The sequence below is a fragment of the Streptomyces sp. NBC_00989 genome, from assembly GCF_045162655.1.
In the GTDB taxonomy this organism is placed as follows: Bacteria; Actinomycetota; Actinomycetes; order Streptomycetales; family Streptomycetaceae; genus Streptomyces.
In genome coordinates this window covers 430,670-449,948 of sequence record NZ_CP108728.1, presented here as the reverse complement: position 1 = coordinate 449,948, position 19,279 = coordinate 430,670, and the positions used below count along the sequence as shown (strand labels likewise).

14 protein-coding genes and 2 pseudogenes are annotated in these 19,279 nt (G+C 68.4%); 6 read left to right on the top strand and 10 right to left on the bottom strand.

From position 1 onward, the window contains the following. Positions 1-326: 326 nt before the first annotated feature. The 4 genes from OG714_RS02065 to OG714_RS02050 all read left to right on the top strand — a co-directional run bounded on the left by OG714_RS02065 (position 327) and on the right by OG714_RS02050 (position 3,323). Complete coding sequence (locus OG714_RS02065) at positions 327-1,448, top strand: M4 family metallopeptidase (RefSeq protein ID WP_406118078.1); 1,122 nt, start codon at positions 327-329, stop codon at positions 1,446-1,448. Positions 1,449-1,451: 3 nt separating this feature from the next. Beyond that, the gene (locus tag OG714_RS02060) at positions 1,452-2,483 is read left to right on the top strand and encodes a hypothetical protein (RefSeq protein WP_406118077.1); all 1,032 of its coding nucleotides are present in this window, start codon (positions 1,452-1,454) and stop codon (positions 2,481-2,483) included. 115 nt (positions 2,484-2,598) lie between these two features. Beyond that, the gene (locus OG714_RS02055) at positions 2,599-2,943 is read left to right on the top strand and encodes a hypothetical protein (RefSeq protein WP_406131693.1); all 345 of its coding nucleotides are present in this window, start codon (positions 2,599-2,601) and stop codon (positions 2,941-2,943) included. Between the two features lie 59 nt (positions 2,944-3,002). Then, a complete protein-coding gene (locus tag OG714_RS02050; protein ID WP_406118076.1) occupies positions 3,003-3,323 on the top strand; it encodes a hypothetical protein in 321 nt (106 codons plus the stop codon). Between the two features lie 208 nt (positions 3,324-3,531). Here OG714_RS02050 and OG714_RS02045 read toward each other — a convergent pair. Further along, positions 3,532-3,751, bottom strand: a pseudogene (locus tag OG714_RS02045) (hypothetical protein). A 260-nt stretch (positions 3,752-4,011) separates the two neighbouring features. Between OG714_RS02045 and OG714_RS02040 the strand changes: the two are divergent. Continuing rightward, on the top strand, positions 4,012-4,818 hold the full coding sequence (locus tag OG714_RS02040) for an alpha/beta fold hydrolase (RefSeq protein WP_406118075.1): 807 nt from the start codon (positions 4,012-4,014) through the stop codon (positions 4,816-4,818). Positions 4,819-4,857: 39 nt separating this feature from the next. Here the strand turns inward: OG714_RS02040 and OG714_RS02035 are convergent. The 9 genes and pseudogenes from OG714_RS02035 to OG714_RS01995 all read right to left on the bottom strand — a co-directional run bounded on the left by OG714_RS02035 (position 4,858) and on the right by OG714_RS01995 (position 17,130). Further along, positions 4,858-5,977: pseudogene (locus OG714_RS02035) on the bottom strand (IS630 family transposase). A gap of 83 nt (positions 5,978-6,060) precedes the next feature. Further along, a complete protein-coding gene (locus OG714_RS02030) occupies positions 6,061-7,812 on the bottom strand; it encodes an RICIN domain-containing protein (protein WP_406118074.1) in 1,752 nt (583 codons plus the stop codon). A 957-nt stretch (positions 7,813-8,769) separates the two neighbouring features. Continuing rightward, the gene (locus OG714_RS02025; RefSeq protein WP_406118072.1) at positions 8,770-9,519 is read right to left on the bottom strand and encodes a LuxR C-terminal-related transcriptional regulator; all 750 of its coding nucleotides are present in this window, start codon (positions 9,517-9,519) and stop codon (positions 8,770-8,772) included. Between the two features lie 274 nt (positions 9,520-9,793). Beyond that, positions 9,794-10,738, bottom strand: a complete 945-nt coding sequence (locus OG714_RS02020; protein ID WP_406118071.1) for an SGNH/GDSL hydrolase family protein — start codon at positions 10,736-10,738, stop codon at positions 9,794-9,796. Positions 10,739-10,846: 108 nt separating this feature from the next. Then, on the bottom strand, positions 10,847-11,503 hold the full coding sequence (locus tag OG714_RS02015) for a response regulator (protein ID WP_406118070.1): 657 nt from the start codon (positions 11,501-11,503) through the stop codon (positions 10,847-10,849). Beyond that, positions 11,500-12,804, bottom strand: a complete 1,305-nt coding sequence (locus OG714_RS02010) for a sensor histidine kinase (protein WP_406118069.1) — start codon at positions 12,802-12,804, stop codon at positions 11,500-11,502. Before OG714_RS02010 ends, OG714_RS02015 begins: the two co-directional genes overlap by 4 nt. 149 nt (positions 12,805-12,953) lie before the next feature. Continuing rightward, on the bottom strand, positions 12,954-15,419 hold the full coding sequence (locus OG714_RS02005; RefSeq protein ID WP_406118068.1) for an MMPL family transporter: 2,466 nt from the start codon (positions 15,417-15,419) through the stop codon (positions 12,954-12,956). A gap of 180 nt (positions 15,420-15,599) precedes the next feature. Next, on the bottom strand, positions 15,600-16,580 hold the full coding sequence (locus tag OG714_RS02000; RefSeq protein WP_406118067.1) for an NADPH:quinone reductase: 981 nt from the start codon (positions 16,578-16,580) through the stop codon (positions 15,600-15,602). A gap of 19 nt (positions 16,581-16,599) precedes the next feature. Further along, positions 16,600-17,130, bottom strand: a complete 531-nt coding sequence (locus OG714_RS01995) for a PadR family transcriptional regulator (protein ID WP_406118066.1) — start codon at positions 17,128-17,130, stop codon at positions 16,600-16,602. Positions 17,131-17,394: 264 nt separating this feature from the next. On the opposite strand from OG714_RS01995, the gene OG714_RS01990 reads away from it, so the two are divergent. Continuing rightward, entirely contained in the window at positions 17,395-18,915 is a 1,521-nt protein-coding gene (locus OG714_RS01990) for a carboxylesterase/lipase family protein (protein ID WP_406118065.1), read from the top strand. Positions 18,916-19,279 lie beyond the last annotated feature (364 nt).

The following is a 19,279-nucleotide window of genomic DNA, read 5'->3' as shown; positions in this document are numbered from 1 at the left end:
GGTACACGGAGTCCGCTGATTGTGCGGGGTCGGCCAGGGTCTGCGGTTCGGCAAAGGCCGAAAACGGGGCCGTTTGCGCGGACCTGCGATTCGGTCTCCGGGTCCGGAGCCACGCGGTGGCGAGCGTCGTCGACGCCGTACCGAGGGGTGCGGGGACGTGGTGACCCGGGCTTGGGTCCGGGAGCACGAAGAGGTCCGCGAGCGTTGCCCACATCTGATCGCCTCTGACAGGCAACCGGTCAGAGGCCGACGCATCCACGCACACCTGATGTGCCCGACCGCGTGTCACCGCTACCGTCGACTCCACAGCCACGGGCGAGGGGGCCATGAGGATCTCACCGGTGCACTGCTCGTTCGTGCCGCCGCACGTCCTGTACCGGCTGCTGCGCGCCAGTGATCCTGGGCTCGCCGCGCTGGCACGCCGCACTCTTGAGACGGATGCCGTCGAGCGGGTCCGCCGTGAAATGAGCAGCCGTGTCGGGGCTGTGTACCCGGACCTGGCTGCGGGGGTACCCGGCGGGCACGCGCAGCGCACCGTCTACGACGCCCGGCATCGCACCGACCTGCCCGGCCGGAAGGTTCGCAGCGAAGGCGATGCCCCCGGCAGGTCCCCCGCAGCCGACCGCGTGTACGCCTGCCTCGGCGCCGTCCATGACTTCCTGTCGACCGCCTTCGAACGCAACTCCCTTGACGGGCAGGGCCTGCGGCTCAACGCGACCGTTCACTACGGCGAGGGGTACGGCAACGCCTTCTGGAACGGTGAACAGCTGGTCTTCGGCGACGGTGACGGCGACGTCTTCTCGGACTTCACCGTACCGGTGGACGTCGTGGGCCATGAACTGGCCCATGGCCTGATCCAGCACACCGCCGGCCTTGCCTATTCCGACCAGCCCGGTGCCCTGAACGAGTCGATAGCGGACGTCTTCGCCTCGCTCATCAAGCAGTACACGCTCGGCCAGACGGTTGCCGAGGCCGACTGGCTGATCGGCGCCGGGCTCGTGGGCCCGCGCGTCACCGGGGTGGCGCTGCGCTCCTTGAAGGCCCCCGGCACGGCCTACGACGACACCGCCCTCGGCAGGGACCCGCAGCCCGCGACGATGGACGACTTCGTCCGCACCAGCCGCGACAACGGCGGCGTGCACATCAACTCCGGCATCCCCAACCACGCCTTCTACCTCCTGGCCACCGAACTCGGGGGCCACGCCTGGGAGAAGGCCGGACAGATCTGGTACGACGCACTGACCGGCGGCGAGCTCCGGCGGAATGCATCCTTCGCCGAGTTCGCCAATCTGACGGTGTCAGCGGCGGAGGGCCGCTACGGGCGCGGAGACGAATTCGATGCGACCCGGAAAGTCTGGGAACAGGTCGGAGTCCTGGGCTCCGGCCCTCGTACAGCCCACACCCTGCCTGGCCCGCCGATGGACGACGACGACTGGGACGACGAGTAACACGTGGGTGAGATCGCCAAGGGCGTACTCGGTGGAGCGTGGACGCTCCTGGCCGGATGGATCCTGCCCACGGCCCTCAACCTCGGCATCTTCTTCTTCGCCATCGCGCCCAGCCTCCGCCGCGCCGGGCCGATCGCGGAGCTGTGGCCCGCCACCACGGCCGGGACCATGCTGCTGCTGCTCGCCGGCTCCCTCCTCCTCGGGCTCGTGCTCAGCGCCCTGCAAAACCCCCTCTACCGGATCCTGGAGGGCTACCTGCTGTGGCCCGCCGCCGCGTACACGCACGGGTGCGGCCGTAACCGCAGGGCCAAAGCCGATCTCCAGGACCGGTTGATGTTCCTGCGTCTGGAGCGCCGTCAGCAGGCGGGCCGCTCGCCCCTGCCCGTCGCGGCGGCCGCGGACCTGCTGCGTCTGCAGGCCAACCGCCGGATCTCGCGGGCCGCGCGCAAGGACCGTCGGCGGACCGATACCCAACGAGCTCTCCTGGGGGAGAAGCTGGCCCGTTTCCCCATCGCCGACTCTCAGATCACACCCACCCGGCTCGGCAACGCGATCCGCCGCTTCGAGGAATACGGGCACAACCGCTACCGGCTGGACAGCCAGGTGCTGTGGAACGAGCTCACCGGTACGGCGCCCGAGCAGGTCCGCCGCCAGGTCGATCTCGCTCGCGCCGGCGCGGACTTCTTCGTCGCGCTGCTGGTCGGCCATGTGGCGCTCATCGTCTCCGCCGCGGTGGCTCTTGCCTCCGCCCACGCCCACAAGCCCGCACTCCTGACAACGATCGCAGTCGTTGTCGGCCTGATCCCCTTGTGGTACCGCTCCGCGGTCACCGCTACCGACGAATGGGCCGCAGCAGTGCAGGCCCTGGTCAACTTGGGACGCAAGCCCCTGGCCGAGGCCTTCGGGCTTCGCCTTCCTCCGACGCTGGATGCCGAGCGCACCATGTGGGCACTGGTCACGCGTCTCGCCCGGCGCCCGTACCACGAGCGCACGGCGGAGCTTGATCCGTACCGCGGTACCTCGCCACAGCCCTGAACTTGTTCCTTAACCTGTGCTGTCTGCTCCGCCCTTCAGATGGAGCATGGTGTACTGGTCGGCCGTCCGGCGTGGTTCATGAAGGCGGCGTGTGACTGAGCGCTACGGAGCGAGCATGTGGGACGGCCCCTTTTACCGGGTCAGGCGTGACGGATACGAAATCTGCTTCGTGCCCGGCGCGGGAGAGGACCTCGATGAGGTCTGCAATGTGGACATGTGGGTCATCCGCGATGACGGCGATCGCTGGTCCGGAACCGTGTTCACTCTCGATGAGGTGCACCGAATCATGGACCGTCAACAGCAGGCAGGCGAACCAGAAGGCGACTACTGGTGGTGCTGGGACGGCCTCATCGTCCGTGACGCGGGTGTGCCGTCGATGGTCAAGGTCATCGACGGGCTCGTCGCCGCAGGCGAGCACGAGACAGTCCTCCGCCACGTGGGACCAGAAGACGACGTTTGATCTTGTTGACTCTGGCATGCCGAACGAAGACCCGAAACCGCGGTCGCTTCTCCTGCCAGGTGCACGACTCCTACCGGCGCAGACTGGCGCTCGACGCCTGCCCGGAGTTGGAGCAAACTCACCAACTTCTCCGCGGTTACGCCCAGGTGCTCGCCCGGCGCACCGACGCGGACCTGCCGGACTGGATCAGCATCGCCTGCGACGTGCAGCTGCCCGGGATCACCGGGTTCGCCCGTGGGCCGACCGCCGACCTCGAAGCCGTGATCGTCGGCCTGACCGCGCACTGGAGTTCCGGCGGTACGGAAGACGCCGTGACGCACGTGAAAGAGATCAAGAGGCAGCTGTACGGTCGGGCCGGATTCGACCGCTCCGCGAAATGACCTCGCTTCAGTGGCCCTTCGTGGCCGCTCCCTCGGATCTGTGCCAGAGCCCACATCGCGTCGCCGCGGCCGGCAGCTCTGCCACCACTCGACGGAGAGGTCCTCGAACGCAGCTCCGTGGTTGTGCATAACGCGCCCTTGCGATCCACAGGGCCAGCGCGGTAAGCGATGCACCGGAGCCTCGCTCAGGCCTGTGGATAACTCATGACTACGCCTCCGGCCCCCAGTTGTCCGGCCCCACCTGGCGCCAGTCGATCCACGGCAACTCCGTGACCTCCGCAGGGGTCGATCTCCAGGCCGGCCCGACGGAGGAACTCGGCTACGTCGCCGACGTTTTGCGCCAGGCCGAGGATCTCGCCGTTCACTCGCACGCGCAGGCCACCTGTCGGAGACGGCGCCTGCACGACCACGCGGATCGGTTCGGCCATACCGAGAGGATCATCCGGGCCGCACGGCATCGACCAACCTTCGATGGCACGGGACAACAATGTCCGCTGCCACCGGACACAGATGTGGGGGAGCGACCAACAACGGCTAGTGCTGTGACCGGAAAGGTTCACCGGGTTGCTGTTCGCTTCTGAGGCTCCGGACGGGTGGCTCTTGGCTGAGACGGCCGACTGCTGTCGTCAGCACAGGATGTCGGCAGTCTGTCGGTGCGATGTCGGCAGACAGGTACAAGCTTGTGCGCATGACTGAGCTTCTCGCGTCATCTGATGACGGCCGGCCCATCACCGCTCTCGACGAGGGATCCGGGCCGAACTTGCTGGTGGTCCACCCAGGCGGCGGAGACGTGACGACCTGGGACAGTGTCACGCGCTACCTCTCTGATGACTTCCGTGTTGTCAGGATCCGACGACGGATCTATGTTCCCGAAGCAGACATCGCACTACCTCACTCGATGACCGTCGAGGCAGCCGACATCGTCGCCGTCGCGGGTCTCCTGGAGCCCCCTGTGCTACTCGTGGGGCATTCCTCGGGCGCCGTCGCCGCACTGGAAGCCGCATTGCTGGCCCCGTCGGCGTTCGCCGGACTATTCCTCTACGAACCGCCGATGCCCACCAAGGAGTTGGTCGCCGGGACGGCGGGCGCACGTGCTCGCGCCGCGTTCGACAGGGGTGATCCGGTCGAGGCGATGCGGATCCACATGCGGGACATCGTCCGCATGCCCGCGAACGTGGTCGATGCCATGTTCGCCGACCAGCATGTGCGAGCGGCGTTCTCTGCGTACGCGGCGGCACAGATCGCAGACAACGAGGCGATCGACGCGCTCGGCGTAGGTGTTGATCGCTTTGCGACACTCGAAATACCGACGACCCTCATCGAGGGTGATCTCAGCCCCGCCCACCTGCGCGAACGTCTAGCTGACATGGCGGCAGCCCTGCCGAATGCGCGGAGCGTCACGCTCTCTGGCCAGGGACACATCGCCCAACTCAACGCCCCTGACACCCTGGCCGAGACCATCCGGGACATGGCGGGCCAGATTTTCCACCTATAGCCAACCTGGTGCCGTGACCGCGGAGGTTCGCCGGATTGGTCAGGCTGCGGGTACCAGGGGGCGGCCTCCCCAGCGGATGTCTTTCTCGCTGCGGATGCGGGCGCGTTCCTTGCGCTCGGCGGCCAGGACGTCGGGGTGGCGGGCGTTGGTGTTGCGCCAGCGCAGGTAGGCATGCAGGGCGCGGGTCTGAACGGTGTGGTTGGGGTGGTGGGAGTTGGCGAGGGTGAACTGCCGCAGCGGCCCGAAGTGCGCCTCGACGGGGGCGGCCCAGGAGGCGTTGGTCGGGGTGAAGCACGGCTCCACCTTGTTCTTCTTCGCCCAGACGCGGATCTTGGTGCCCTTGTGCGCGCAGAGGTTGTCCATGATCACGTAGATCGGGGCGCCGTCCGGGCGGGCGGCACGGATCGACTTCAGCGCGGCCAGGGAGTTCGCGGCACCCTTGTGGCGGCGGTTGACGCCCCACAGAGTGTCGTCGCCGACCGAGTAGCAGCCGTGGAAGTAGGTGACCCCGTGGGTGCGGTGGTAGGTCGCCGGGACCCGGTCGGGACGGTTCTGCTTCGCCCGGCAGGACCCGCCGGTGGGGCGGATGCCCAGCGGGCCGAACTCGTCGAAGGCGAAAACGCGGTCGGGGAAGTTGTCCAGGATGTGCTCGATGCGGTCGAGCTTGGTGTCGCGCTCGGGGTCGGTGGATTCCTTCCAGGTCTTGGTCCGCTGGAAGGTGACCCCACGGCGGGCGAGCAGGCAGCGCAGGGCCTCGCGGCCGATGCGGAACACCCGGCCGTGGACCTTGCGCAGGCAGGCGGCGAGTTTGCGGATGGACCAGCGGGTGAAGGGCCGGCCGAGCTTGGCCGGGCGGGTAGTGGCCGTCGCCACGACGAAGTCCTCGTCATCACGGCTGAGCAGGCGGGGACGGCCTCCCGCCCACCAAGGGTCCAGGCAGGCCAGGCCGATCTCGTTGAACCGGTGGATCACATCGCGCACCGTGTCCTCATCGGCCTGCACCAACTGGGCGATGACCGGCCCGGTTCCCGCCGGCCGAGGCCAGCAGCATCATCGCCCGCCGGTAGCGCACCGTGCTGGTACTGCCCCGGCGCACGATCTGCTGCAGCCGCTGCCCCTCCTGGTCGGTCAGCCTGCGGACTCGAACGGGCTCAGCCACCGCGCCTCCAGCGATCGGAACGGACGTCACCGCACATCCAACCGCCACGACCGACAACCCGGCGAACCTGTGCGGTCACAGCACTAGGACGACACCAGCACCAGGGACCACAGCTGAGAGGAGGCCCCGGTGTACGCCTGCTGGACGATCTGTGCGCCGTCGGTGGTGGCTGTTCCGGAAACGCCGAGGGCGAGGCCCGAGTTGCGGTTCACCAGCTTGTAGTTGGAGCCGACGGCGACCACCTGCCACTGCTGGTCGTTGCCGCTGTTCTGCACCCACTGCACGGCGCTTGCGCCGCTCGACGTGCTGGCGGCCAGGATGCCGAGGGCTCGGCCGCTGTTCTTGTCGAGCAGCGTGCTGTATCCGCTGCCGACATCCGTGACGTGCCACAACTGGTCGGCCGATCCGTTGTCGGTCCACTGGACCACGTTCTGCCCGTCGAGGAGGTCCGCGCCCAAGACGCCGAGGGCCTTACCGCTGTTGACGTTGACGAGCTTGTAGTACGCGCCGGAGGAGTTTCCGAAGTCGATGTCCGCGTAGGAGATCGTGGTTGTCCCGCCGACGATCTCGACTCGGCCCGTGTTGGGGATGTAGGTGAGGCTGCGGCTGTAGGAGGACGCCATCGTCGTGTGCTGCTGCGTCCACGCGCCGGTGCTGCTTCCGCTGGCGTTCGTCCAGACGTCCCCGCTGCCCGCGGCGTTGAAGAGGATCCGCCCGTTCGGCATGCGCATGAGCACCGGGCTCCCCCCACGGGACAAGGCGCTGGAGCCCGACGTCACCGAGAGCGAGGTGACGCCGGTCCCCGCGGTACCGCCCACCGAGTAGAAGTGCAGCGGATCGCTGGCGATCTTGTAGCGGACGTTGTCACCGCCACCCCAGTATTCGTAGGTCATCATCCACTTGCCGTCACTGGTCTGGACGACATTGGTCATGCCGGGGCGGCCACCGCCGATCTCGCTGTAGCCGGACGAATTGGTGACCGTCGTTCCGGAGACATCGACAACCGCGCTGCTCCACGACGAGCTGACGCCGTCCCATGTCCGGTGCGCGAGGATCTGTGTGGCGGGATCCGAAGTTGTGCTGTTGTTCGGATCGAGGGTCGGAACGCCCGTCGACGAGTCGTAGCCGGTGTAGTCGTTCTCGTCGGAGTAGTAGGCGACGAGCTGGTTGTTGTAGACCATCAGGTACGGCTCCCAAACGGGGTCGTTCTGGTGGTAAGTGTTCGCGGTGGCCGGGTAGTTCGCGCCGTTGGACCAGCTGCCCGTCGTGATGACGTTGACGACATTCCACGTCGCGCCCGAGTCGGTGCTCGAGTAGAGCGCGATCGCCGTGTTGCTGCGGTCGCCGTCGTGCGTCGGCGTGTAGCTGGAGTTGGCTGCCTTCTGGTCGAGGTAGTTGTAGTCGTCGCCCGATACGACGGTGGCCATCAGCAGGGTGCCGGATGCGAGATTTCCGACTGCCTGGGGCAGCACGTACAGATACGGATTGGTCCAGTTACTGACGTACGAGGAGTACGCGGGATTCGACGACGCGTACGCCGGCGCCTTGACGTCTGACAGGTGCACCCAGGTCGTGCCGTTGTCGTCGCTCTTGTACAACGGCATTGTCTGGCCGTCGGCCGAACCCGAGGCGGCCACCGTCGACTTCTCGAATGCCGCGACGAGCCGTCCGCTCGGGAGCACGGCCGTTTTCGGGTACAGCGCGCAGTTGTTGGTGGCCTTCGTGCAGGATGAGTTGCTCGGGAGCTGGTAGAGGGTGGCGGGTGTCGGTGTGGACGCCTGCGCAGGCATCGCGAAGGTCCACAGCGTCGCGGCTATGGCCAGAACGAGGGTCAAAGCTCTACGCGGATGTCTTGTGCCTTTCATCTTTCCTCCCGAAAAGATAGACAAGATCGGATCTTGGAGTCCGGAGCGGGCCGGGATCCGTATGCCGGCGGCCGGTGGTTTCTCTCCGACTTGGCGGCGCCGAAGCGGAGGCGGGTTTGTCTTCCACCGGCCACTTGGAGCGTCCCGTCCACGCTGCGGCAAGGGGATGCCGTTGTTCGAGTCGCGGACTGAGCCTGCGAATCGGTGCAGTTGAGTCGAACCATGGGGTTTTCCTGGTTGGCGAGTGGGCGCATTCACGGCTTATGGCGTACGAACGCGTCCACTGCTGTGCTCGATTCGCTCGTCGCGCCCGATTCCATCGAGGACACGCGATGCGTGAAATCTGCAGGGAGTTGAAAGATCTGTCTGCGGCAGCTGTTCGCAGAGAAAGGCAGTGTTGCGGTTGCCTCAAGCGTTGACGGTGGCAGGGGAATCGCTGATGTTCCGTCGCTGTCGGTACTTCGCAGATGGCGCGGACCGGATTGGTGGAGGTCCGTTCAAAAGAGGCCGGCAGCGTGCCGTTCCGGCTTCGGTAGTAACGCAGTTCGGATGCCTTCGTGCCATCGCGAACAAGGCAACCTTTTCACCTCCTCTGAACTCCCCGGCGGGGGAGCGGGGATGGGCCAATTATTCGGGCGTGGGGCATCCGTGTCACCAGTGCGTTTCGAAAGTGTTTCGCAGGGGGCGGTTCACTGTGTATTGACGTGTCGGCGCACCTCTCGCAGCCCAAGGAGGTTTCAAAGTTCCGGTGATCACGTGAGTGTGCAGGTCGCGACGGTATGACGACGGGTGGTCGGCCCGGTCCGCACGCAACGAAGCTCCGGTTGATGCCGGTGACTGATCAAGTCGCCTGCACCGCCCGGAGCTTCGATGTGCCGTCAGCCCGTCAGCGATTGTCTGGTCAAGTAAGCGCGCTGCCGTTCACCCTCACCTTGACCGATCCGAGAAGTCCGTGCCGTTCGGGTGGAGCCGCTGCCTCGGCGGCCTGACCAGACCGGTCTCGTACGCGAACACGACGGCCTGGACGCGGGCGCGGGCGCCGATCTTGGTGAGGATGCTGCTGATGTGGCTCTTGACCGTGGTCGGGGCTATCGAGAGCCGTTCGGCGATCTCCCTGCTGCTCCAGCCGGAGGCGAGAGCGGCAAGCACCTCGCATTCGCGCTCGCTGAGATGGGACAGCCTGTGTCTGCGTTCGGTGAGGTCGGACCGGCTCTGCTCACGGACTGCGTCGACGAGTGCGCGGGTGAGGTGGGGAGACAGGACGGCACCTCCGAGCGCGATGGTGCGGAGGGCCGCTGTCAGCTCGTGGGGGAGGGCGTCCTTGAGGAGGAGCCCGTCGGCACCGGCGCGCAGGGCGGCGCACGCGGACTCGTCGGCGTCGAAGGGGGTGAGTATCAGCACCCGCGGGGGAATCCTGCCTGTCCCGTCAGCGTCAGCGTCAGGTGCCGTCGGATCCGCGTCGGGCCGGGTGATGCGATGTATCGCCTGAATGTGCTTCTCGTCCGGCCGGCCCATATCCACGAGGACGACGTCAGGTCGGAGTGTGTCGGCGAGGCGGACTGCCTGGGCGTAGGCGGTCGCCTCGCCCACGATGGTGAGGTCGGGCTGGGTTTCCAGGAACATTCGCAGGCCGAGGCGTTGCAGAGCCTGGTCGTTGACGATGAGTACGGTGGTCATGCGGGTGCTCTCCCGGCGGACCGGGCCCTGGAGGCGTTCGGCCGGCGATGGTCGGGGCGGGGACGGTGCGTGGGGGCGCGGACCCGGCCACGGATCCTGGGATGTTTCGGATCGTGGCCGGGCCCTTCACTCGCACCGGGCGCCTGTCCCCACGGACGGCCGATGCGGACCGGATGCGCGCTCCGCTTGAGTACGCGCGACCGGAGTTGGGGGTGCAGGAGAGAGACCGGGGCGGCCTGCTTGATGGCCTCGCTGCTCTCCGGCTGTGGTGTCCTCAGCTCTTCACGGTGCTCAGGACTGCCGAGGCCATGCCTTGTTCGCCCCGTTCGTTGGGGTGGACCATGGCGGCGGGGCTGCTGGGCTTGAGGGGTTCGATCCAGCGGGTGGCCGCCGGGGAGCAGGCGTCGTGGCCGGCGGACGGAGTGAAGGTGTCGACGTACGTTGCTCCCGCGGCTAGCGCGCGTTCGCCGAGCATGGTGTTGAGCTCCTGTTGCTTCTGGCGCAGGAACGTGACGTCGCCGGGAGCGATGGGCAGGCCGCGACCGCAGCGTGTGCCCTTGGCGGGCAGGATCGACGGGTAGCCGACGACGTAGACCCGGGCCTCGGGCGCACGGCGTTGGATCTCGTTCAGGGCGCGGGTGAGACGGTCACCCGTGGTGCGGATCTTCTGGGCCACCTTGTCGGTTCCGCCGGAGGTGTACTTCTCCTCGCAGGGTGCCATGTCGGTGATGTCCGTGACGCGCTCGGCCAGTCTGAAGAGCGTTCCGGTGCCGACGCACTTGGTGATCATCGAGCTGAAGCCGATGTCGTTGCCGCCGATGCCGAGCGTGACCAGCCGCGTGTCGGTGTTCAGCGCGGAGAGCTGTGCGGGGTTGGTGCCGTTGCCGGTGGACTGGGGCGTGGTGAGGTCGGAGATGGTGGCGCCACTGCAACTCACGTCACGGAAGTCGGTCGCCTTGAGGCCGAGTTCCTTGGCGACCAGGGCCGGATAGTTGCGACCGGAACGGTCACAGCCGTCCGGAGTGCTGGTCTGAGGAGGGATCTTGGGGCCCGAGGTGTACGAGTCGCCGAGTGCGACGTACGGCCCCTTGGATATCTCCTTGTTGTTGCTCTGGTTGCTCTTGTTGCTGCTGTCGGAGCTCTGTCCGATGCTGACGGCGGTGACCAGTACCCCGCAGGCAAGGGCCACGCCCATGCCGGTTCGTGCCAACGGTCCCATTGCTGTGTCCTGTTCTTCGTTGCGGATGCTGGGTTGCGGGGACGTGTCGGTACACAAGGAGCGGTGTCGGTGCGGCCCTTGGGGGTCGGGCGAGCGGGGCGGGGCGGTTTACGACGGGCGGACGAGTCCGGTGTCGTAGGCGAAGATGACGGCCTGCACGCGGTCGCGGGCGTCGATCTTGGTGAGGATGCGGCCGATGTGGGATTTGATCGTGGATTCGGCGAGGTGGAGACGCTCGGCGATCTCCTGGTTCGTCCAGCCGGTGGCCATGGCGGTGAGGACTTCGCACTCGCGTTGGGTCAGGTCGGCGAGTCGGCGCTGCTGCTGCGGACTGTGCCCGGGGAGGCGGTCGCTGAAGGCGTCGATCAGTTTGCGGGTGAGGCCGGGGGAGATGACGGCGTCACCGGCGGCCACCGCCCGGACCCCGGCGACGAGTTCGTCGGGCTGGGCGTCCTTGAGCAGGAAGCCGCTGGCTCCGGCACGCAGGGCGTCGTAGGCGTATTCGTCGAGGTCGAAGGTCGTCAGCACCAGGATGCGTGAACGGCCGCCGGACTCCACGATGCGGCGGGTGGCCTCGATGCCGTCCATGCCGGGCATCCGGACGTCCATGAGGACGACGTCGGGCCGGAGTTCGGCGGTCATACGGACCGCTTCACCGCCGTTGGTGGCCTCACCGACGACGGTCATGTCGGACTGGGCCTCCAGGAGCATGTTGAAGCCCATGCGTTGCAGGGCCTGGTCGTCGACGATGAGGACGGTGGTCATGAGGGGTGCTTCTCCGGGGAGTTGGGCTGCGGGCTGGGGACGAGGAGGGCGAGGACGGACCAGCCGCCGTGAGCGTTGGGGCCTGCGGTGACGTTGCCCTGGTAGAGGGCGGCGCGTTCGCGCATGCCGACCAGGCCGCGGCCGCCGCCCGCGCGGGGACGGTTCGCCGAGGGTGTGCGGGCCGGGCCGGTGTCCTCGACGGTGACGCGTACGGCGTCCGGGTCGGCGGTGAGGGACACGTGGACCGAGGTGTCGGGGGCGGCGTACTTGACGGTGTTGGTCAGGGCCTCCTGGATGATGCGGTAGACGGAGAGCTGGATCCCGGGAGGCAGGTCGGTGAGGTTGCCGTGGGAGTCCAGGGTGACGGTGGGACCGGCGGCGCGGACGCGGTCCAGCAGTGGGTCGAGGTCGGTCAGGCCGGGCTGCGGGGCGAGCGGCATGTCGCCAGGCCTGTCGTCCTGCTCGCCGATGACGGAGAGCAGGCGGCGCAGTTCGGCCAGTGCGTCGCGGCCGCTGGTGCTGATGATGCGGAGAGTCTGGGCCCCGCGTTCCGGCTTCTTCTCGGTGAGGGCGGCGGCGCCGTCGGCGAGACCGACGATGACGGCGAGGGTGTGGCCGAGGATGTCGTGCATCTCCCGGGAGACCCGGGCACGTTCCTGCGCTATGGCCAGGATGGCCTGCTGGTCGCGTTCCTTCCTCAGGGCGTCGATGTAAGCACTGGCCAGACGGCTGAGCAGACCCAGCGCGGCGAACGCCGCCATGGCGGTCATCGCCAGCAGGGTCACGACCTCGGGGCGTGTGGCGTGTTCCAGCTGGCCGCCCCGCCAGAAGACGGCGGCCCACACTCCGAGCTGCACGGTGGTGATGCCGACGGCGAGAGCGAGTTGCCGGGGGGTGCTGTAGCGGCCGACGTTGAACAGGGCCACGACCCGTGCGGACTCGGCTCCGGTCAACACGCCCAGCGGGAGGGCCACTACGGAGGCGGCGGTGGTCAGGGCGAAGACCAGCATGGGCCGGCGTTCCCGCCACAGGAGGGGGAGGGTGAACGCGACGATGAGCGCCAGCTGCGCCGGGACGTCGCCGGTGTTGTAGGGGTTGAGGTAGGAGTTGATGCCGAGCGCGGCGCAGAAGGCCGGTACCCCCCAGTGCCGGACCTTGGGGTGGGCCCGGTCGGCCCGCCGCAGCGCGGCCAGCCGGAAGATGACCGAGGCGATCACGCGCTGTTCGGAATCGCTGGTCAGGGTCTCCAGGACCCGGCGGTTGTCCGGGCCGGGGGCCGCGGGGGCGCTCGGTGTGGTCACGGGGGTCCTTCACGGGTCGGGAGGCCGCCCGCCGGTCCCGGGGGGATTGGACCGGCGGGCGGGGCTGGGGAATCGGCCGGTGGGAGGTGGCCGATCCGGTCGGTGGTCGAACAGCGGTCGGCATTGGTCGCTGTTGCGACGCGTCTCCGTCAGCTCTTACGGAACAGTTTGTTCCGCAGCCCCCTCGTCGGCGTTGCTTTCGGCTCGGCCGTGTCGGCCGACGGTGCGGCGTCGCCTTCGTTCGCGCGGCGCTGTCCGAGGCCGGGCAGTCCCGGGATCCTTCCACGGTGGTGGCGGGGAAGCGGCGACGTGAAGCCCGTCCTGTCCGAGGCGTCGGAGCCGGAGCCGCTGGCGAGGACGGACGGAGCAGCGTGGTTGTCCGAGCCCTGGCGGCCACTCGCGGGTACGCCGGCGAATACGGGTTCGGGCGCGGTGCTCGTCTCCTCGGCGGCCAGGGCCTGGCGGAGCTTCTCACCCTCGACGTCCACGTTGGGCATGACCCGGTCCAGCCACTGGGGCAGGGCCCAGGCGCGGTGCCCGAGCAGGGTCATGACCGCCGGGACGATGGTCATACGGACCACGAAGGCATCGAAGAACACGGCGGAGCCGAGGCCGAGGCCGATGGACTTGATGAGCGCCACGTCGTCGAGGAGGAAGCCGGAGAACACCGAGATCATGATGATCGCCGCCGCGGTGACCACGCGGGCGCTGTGCTTGAAGCCCTGGACGATCGCCTGCGTGGGGCCGGCGCCTTGGACGTACTCCTCCCGCATACGGGTGACGAGGAAGACCTCGTAGTCCATGGCGAGTCCGAAGACCACGCCGATCAGCAGGATGGGCAGGACGCTCACGATGGGCGCGGTTTCCTGGATGCCGAAGAGGCCCTTCAGCCAGCCCCACTGGAAGACGGCGACCACGACACCGAGCGTGGCGCCCACGCTGAGGAGGAAGCCGAGGGCTGCCTTGAGCGGGACCAGGATCGAGCGGAAGACCAGCAGGAGCAGGATCAGCGCGAGGCCGACCACGATCGCCAGGTAGGGGATGAGGGCCTGGCCGAGCTTGGTGGAGACGTCGATGTTGACGGCGGTGGTGCCGGTGACCATCAGGTCGGCACCCGTGTCCTTGTGCAACGTGCCGCTCTGGGCGCGGATGTCCTTGACCAGGTCCTTGGTGGCCTGGCTGCTCGGCGCACTCTTCGGGATGGCCCCGATGAGGGCCACGTCTCCGGCCTCGTTGAACGCGGCGTCGCGCACCGTGGCCACGTCGGGCAGCTTCTTGATCCGTGCGACCGCGTCAGCGGCGGCAGCCTTCGGATCCTTGCTGTCACGGGCGTCGACCACCACGGTCAGGGGACCGTTGAAGCCGGGCCCGAAGCCCTTGCTGAGGGTGTCGTAGGCGACGCGCTGGGTGCTGTCGGGGGACTTCATGGAGTCGTCGGGCAGGGCAAGGCGCAAGGACATGGCAGGGATGGTCAGCAGGCCCAGGCCGATCACCGCGACCGCGAGGACCTTGACCGGGTTGCGGGTGACGAAGCGCGCCCAGCGCACACCCATGGCCTCGCCCTCGCCGCGTTCCTCCAGGGCGTGCATGCGGCGGCTGAGGAGCTTGCCCTTCATGATCCGTGTCCCGGCGAAGCCCAGCATCGCGGGCAGCAGGGTCAGCGCGATGAGCACGGCGACAGCGACCGCGAAAGCGGAGGCCAGGCCCATCGAGGAGAGCATCTTGATGCCGATGACACTCAGACCCGCCAGCGCGATGATCACGGTGAGACCGGCGAAGACGACGGCGGATCCGGCGGTGCCCAGGGCCCGCCCGGCGGCTTCTTCCGGATCATGGCCGTCGCGGATCTCGTTGCGGTAGCGGGAGACGATGAACAAGGCGTAGTCGATGGCGACTGCCAGACCCAGCATCAGAGCCAGTGTCGAGGCGGCCGAGGCCATGTCCACGAACGAGGTGGCGATGGTGATGCACATGACGGCCACGCCCACGCCGAGGATCGCGGTCAGCAGCGGGAGTCCGGCCGCGATCAGCGAACCGAAGGTGATCACCAGAACGACCGCGGCGACCGCGAGACCGATCAGTTCGGCAGCCTTGCTGGCCGCCTTGTCCTCGACCGCGTCACCGCCCATGCTGACCGTCAGTCCGGCCTTCTCGCCCTCCGCGGCGACCTTGTTCAGGACCTCGTGCGAGGCGCTGCTGACGTCGGACTTGGCGACCTTGTAGGACACCTGCGTGTAGGCGATGGAGCCCGACTTGCTGACCAGACCACTGGTGAACGGGTCGGAGACACTCGCCACCTGCGGCGACGCCTTCAACTCGGCCACCAGCGAGGTGATTTCCGCCTTGTTGGCAGCGGAGGTGAGCTTCTGGCCGGAGGGGGCCTCGAAGACGACCCGGGCGGTGGCGCCGGAGGCGGAGGCCTGCGGGAACTCCTTCTGCAGCAGGTCGATGGCCTTCTGGGACTGCGTGCCGGGCAGCGTGAAGCTGTCCGAGGTGGAGCCGGTGGAACTCATGGCGCCGATGCCTACGGCGGCCAGGACGGCGATCCACAACATCAGGAACAGGCGTCGTCGCCGGAAGGCGAGCCGTCCCAGTCGATAGAGGAAGGTGGCCACGGGGTACTCCCACCAGGAGAAGAGATCATTACGTGAGCAGGGCCAGATCGACCCTTGATCTCAAGCTAGGTGCGGGTTTCCACGCTTCCTGCCCCCTGTGGCATCGAATCGACGGGCCGCGATTAGTACCGCAGGACTAACGCCCCTCTCCTGACAACGCGGCGACCGGCCGGGCTCCCGTCACCCGGAGACGGTGACCACCACCCTGCCCCGCCCGCCCGCGTCGACCCGGTCGTGGGCCTTGGCGATGTCCTCCAGCGGGTAGCGGTCCGCGACGTCGACGGTGAGGGCGTCGGCCGCGGCGGCCGCGGTCAGATCACGGGCGGCCTGTCGCTTCGCCGCGGCGGGGAAGTCGTCACTGCCGAGCAGCCGCAGGGTGACGTTGTTGAACAGCAGGGGCCAGAAGGGGAGTTCGGTACGGTCGGTGTGGGTGCCGTAGGCGGCGATGACGGCGTCGAGCGCGGTGACCGCGTTGTCGAGGTCGGCGTTGGCCGACAGGGACACCTCGACGACGCGGTGGACACCGCCCGGCGCGTACGAGCGGATCGCTGCCGCCGGGTCGGCCGAATCCAGGGCGACGGCGTGTGAGACGGCGGTCGCGTCGACACGGGCGAGATCGTCGCCGCGGCGGACGGTGCCGATGACGGTGGCGCCGCCCCAGCGCGCGAGCTGGGCGGCCAGGGAACCTACGCCGCCGAGCACACCGTGGACGAGGACGATACGGCCGTCGACCGGGCCGTCCGCGAAAACGGCGCGGTGAGCGGTGATTCCCGGGATGCCCAGACTCGCGCCGAGCTCGTCGGCGAGGTGGTCGGGGAGACGTACAGCCTGCTGATCGGGTACGACGGTGTACTGGGCGGCGGTGCCGAAGGGCCTGTAGGACTGGGCGCCGTACACCCACACCCGCTCTCCCACGCGGTGGGCGTCGATGCCGTCGCCCACTTCGTCGATGACGCCGGCGGCGTCGCTGTGCGGGACGACCCTCGGATACGGCATCGAGGAGCCCAGCCAGCCACGCCGCTTCTTGGTGTCGCCGGGATTGACGCCCGAAACGGTCACGCGGACCCGCACCTCGCCGGCGCCGGGGTGGGGTTCGGGCAGTTCACCGACGTGCAGGACATCGGCGGCGGAGCCCTGTCGGTCGTACCAGGACGCGAGCATGGATGTGCCTCCGGGTCTTTCAGGGGTTCTCAGGCGGTTGTTCGCCCAGGAGCTCGCGGAGCCAGACGCGTTCGGCGCGGCTGGTCGCGCGGGCGGTGAGGAGCAGGCCGCGCCGGTAGGGGTCGGCGACCTCCTCGGCGCGCAGGGGCCGGTCACCGTCGTAGAAGAAGCTCACCGGCTCCTCCAGGAACGCCAGACGGCGGCGTAGTACCGCGTGCTGTTCGGCGATGTCAGGGAGGTGCGAGAGGAAGGACAGCACCGTGTAGAAGCGGGTGAAGTCGGTGATCTCGTGGTCGGCCGGCTTGCGCAGGCGCTCCAGCATGTCGGCGCGGCCGGCCCCGGTCAGGCTGAGTATGTAGCGGCCCGCACCCGCGCGCGGATCGGCCCGCCGTTCCAGGAGGCCCGCCTTCGCGAGGCGGTTGATGGCCGGGTAGAGAGTGCCGTCACTGACCGGCCGGGTGTAGCCGGTCAGGTCCGAAACGCGTCGGCGCAGCTCATGACCCGGTAGGGGGCCCTCGGCCAGGAAGCCCAGTATGGCGAGTTCCAGCATGCGGCCATTTTCTCACATGTGTCATCGAATCGATATCCACATCGAATCGATGTTTTGGTCGGTCTTGGCCGTCAAGCTTCGGAAGGTCGGCCTGCTGCGGCAGTCTCCACGGGGGCTTCGAGGTGTGAACTCGTCGACAAATGAGTTCGCCTAGTGAAATATGGTTCACCACAATCCGGGGTCGCCACGTATCCCGTTCGGTAACCCGCTTGAATCCCGCGTGCGGACCGTCTGCCCGGTGGCCGGTCCTTTGAGGAGTCGTCGATGAGCAGTAGCGAGTTTCCTGAGGCCAGGACGGTGGCGGGCGCGGTTCGCGGTCGTCGTGAGGGGGGTCTGGAGGTGTTCCGGGGTATCCCGTTCGCGCAGCCGCCGGTGGGTGCGGCGCGCTTCGGGGCGCCGCGACCCGTGGATGGCTGGGACGGTGTGCGGGAGGCGTTCGCGTTCGGTCCGCCGCCTCCGCAGGAGCAGGCGGGTCCCGCTCCCGAGGCTCCCGCCGGTCCTCCGGCCGGTGACGACTGGCTGACGGTCAACGTGTGGACGCCCGAGACCGACCCGGCCGCGCGGCGACCGGTGATGGTGTGGATCTACGGCGGCGCGTACAAGTTCGGCTCCGCCGACGACCCGGCCTATGACGGCAGTCGCCTCTCGCGTGACGGCGAGTTGGTCGTGGTCACCCTCAACTACCGAGTCGGCATCGAGGGGTTCGCCCTGATCGAGGGCGCGCCCGCGAACCGTGGTCTGCTCGACCAGGTCGCCGCCCTGGAGTGGGTGCGCGAGAACATCACCGCCTTCGGTGGCGACCCCGAGCAGGTCACCGTCTTCGGCGAGTCCGCGGGTGCCGGGTCCATCGCCGCCCTGATGGCCATGCCGCGGGCGCGGGGTCTGTTCCGACGGGCCATCACCCAGAGCGTGCCTGGCACGTTCTTCTCCTCCGCGTTGGCCGGTGACATCGCCGAGGCGCTGGCAGGTGGGTTGGGGCTGCGCCCGACGGTCGCCGACCTGTCCGGTGTGGATCCGCGCAAGCTGCCCGAGGCGGGAGCCGAACTGACCGGCCGGATGCGCGGGTACGTGGAGCGCTGGGGGCCGGTCGCTCTGACCCCGACCCCGTTCTCGCCCGTCGTCGACGGTGACGTCCTGCCCGCCACCCCGTGGCAGGCCCTCGCGAGCGGCGCCGCGCGGGACGTGGAGCTGATCGCCGGGCACAACAGGGACGAATACCGCCTCTTCCTGATGCTGGGCGGGCTGCTCGGCCAGGTGGACGAGGGGCTGGCCTCGATGGCGTTGGGCCTGTTCGGACCGGGGCCGGGGAGCGAGTCGGCCTACCGCGGCGCGTTCCCGGACGCTTCGGCGGAGTATCTGTTCGAACTGGTGCAATCGGACTGGTTGTTCCGGATGCCGTCGCTGCACCTGGCGGAGGCGCAGGTGGCCGGCGGCGGCCGGGCCCACGTGTACGAACTCACCTGGGCCGCGCCCGCCAACGGCGGCGCCCTGGGCGCCTGTCACGGGCTCGACGTCCCGTTGACGTTCGGTGTCTACGGCGGTCTCGGCGCCATGCTGACCGGTCCCGTCCCCTCGCCGGAGACCGAGGCGCTCTCCGCCTGCTTCCGCTCCGCGTGGACCGCCTTCGCCGCCACGGGTGACCCGGGCTGGCCCGCGTACGATCCCGAGCGCCGCCTCGTCCAACTCCTCGACACCGAACCGACGGTGACCGCGTACCCGGAGGAGGCCGCGCGTCGGCTCTGGGAACACCACACCTTCGCCGCGCTGCCCCTGACGACGGCGTAGCCCCGCCATCTCCGTACCCCCCGCTCCATGGCCGGCCGGATGATCACTGGTCGGCCATCCCGGCCGTCGCACCGTTGCGACCGCTCAGCGGTGAGTGGCTGGTGCGGTGTCCGTCCGGGCTCGTGCTGAGGCTCACTCGTGTCGACGTGCGACCGGCGCACCGCGTGCTACTTCCGGACGGCGGCGCTGGGTGGCGCGGGACGAACGACGGTGATCGGTCGGCATCGTGGTGCCGTCGGTGGCGACGGGGTGTTCCTCTCACGCTGCGGATCCGCGAGAGCGGGCAGTCGGTGCGGCAAGGATGGGACATCGAAACGGTATCTACATCGTTTCGATGTAGATGATAGACCGCTTGGTAGCCGGT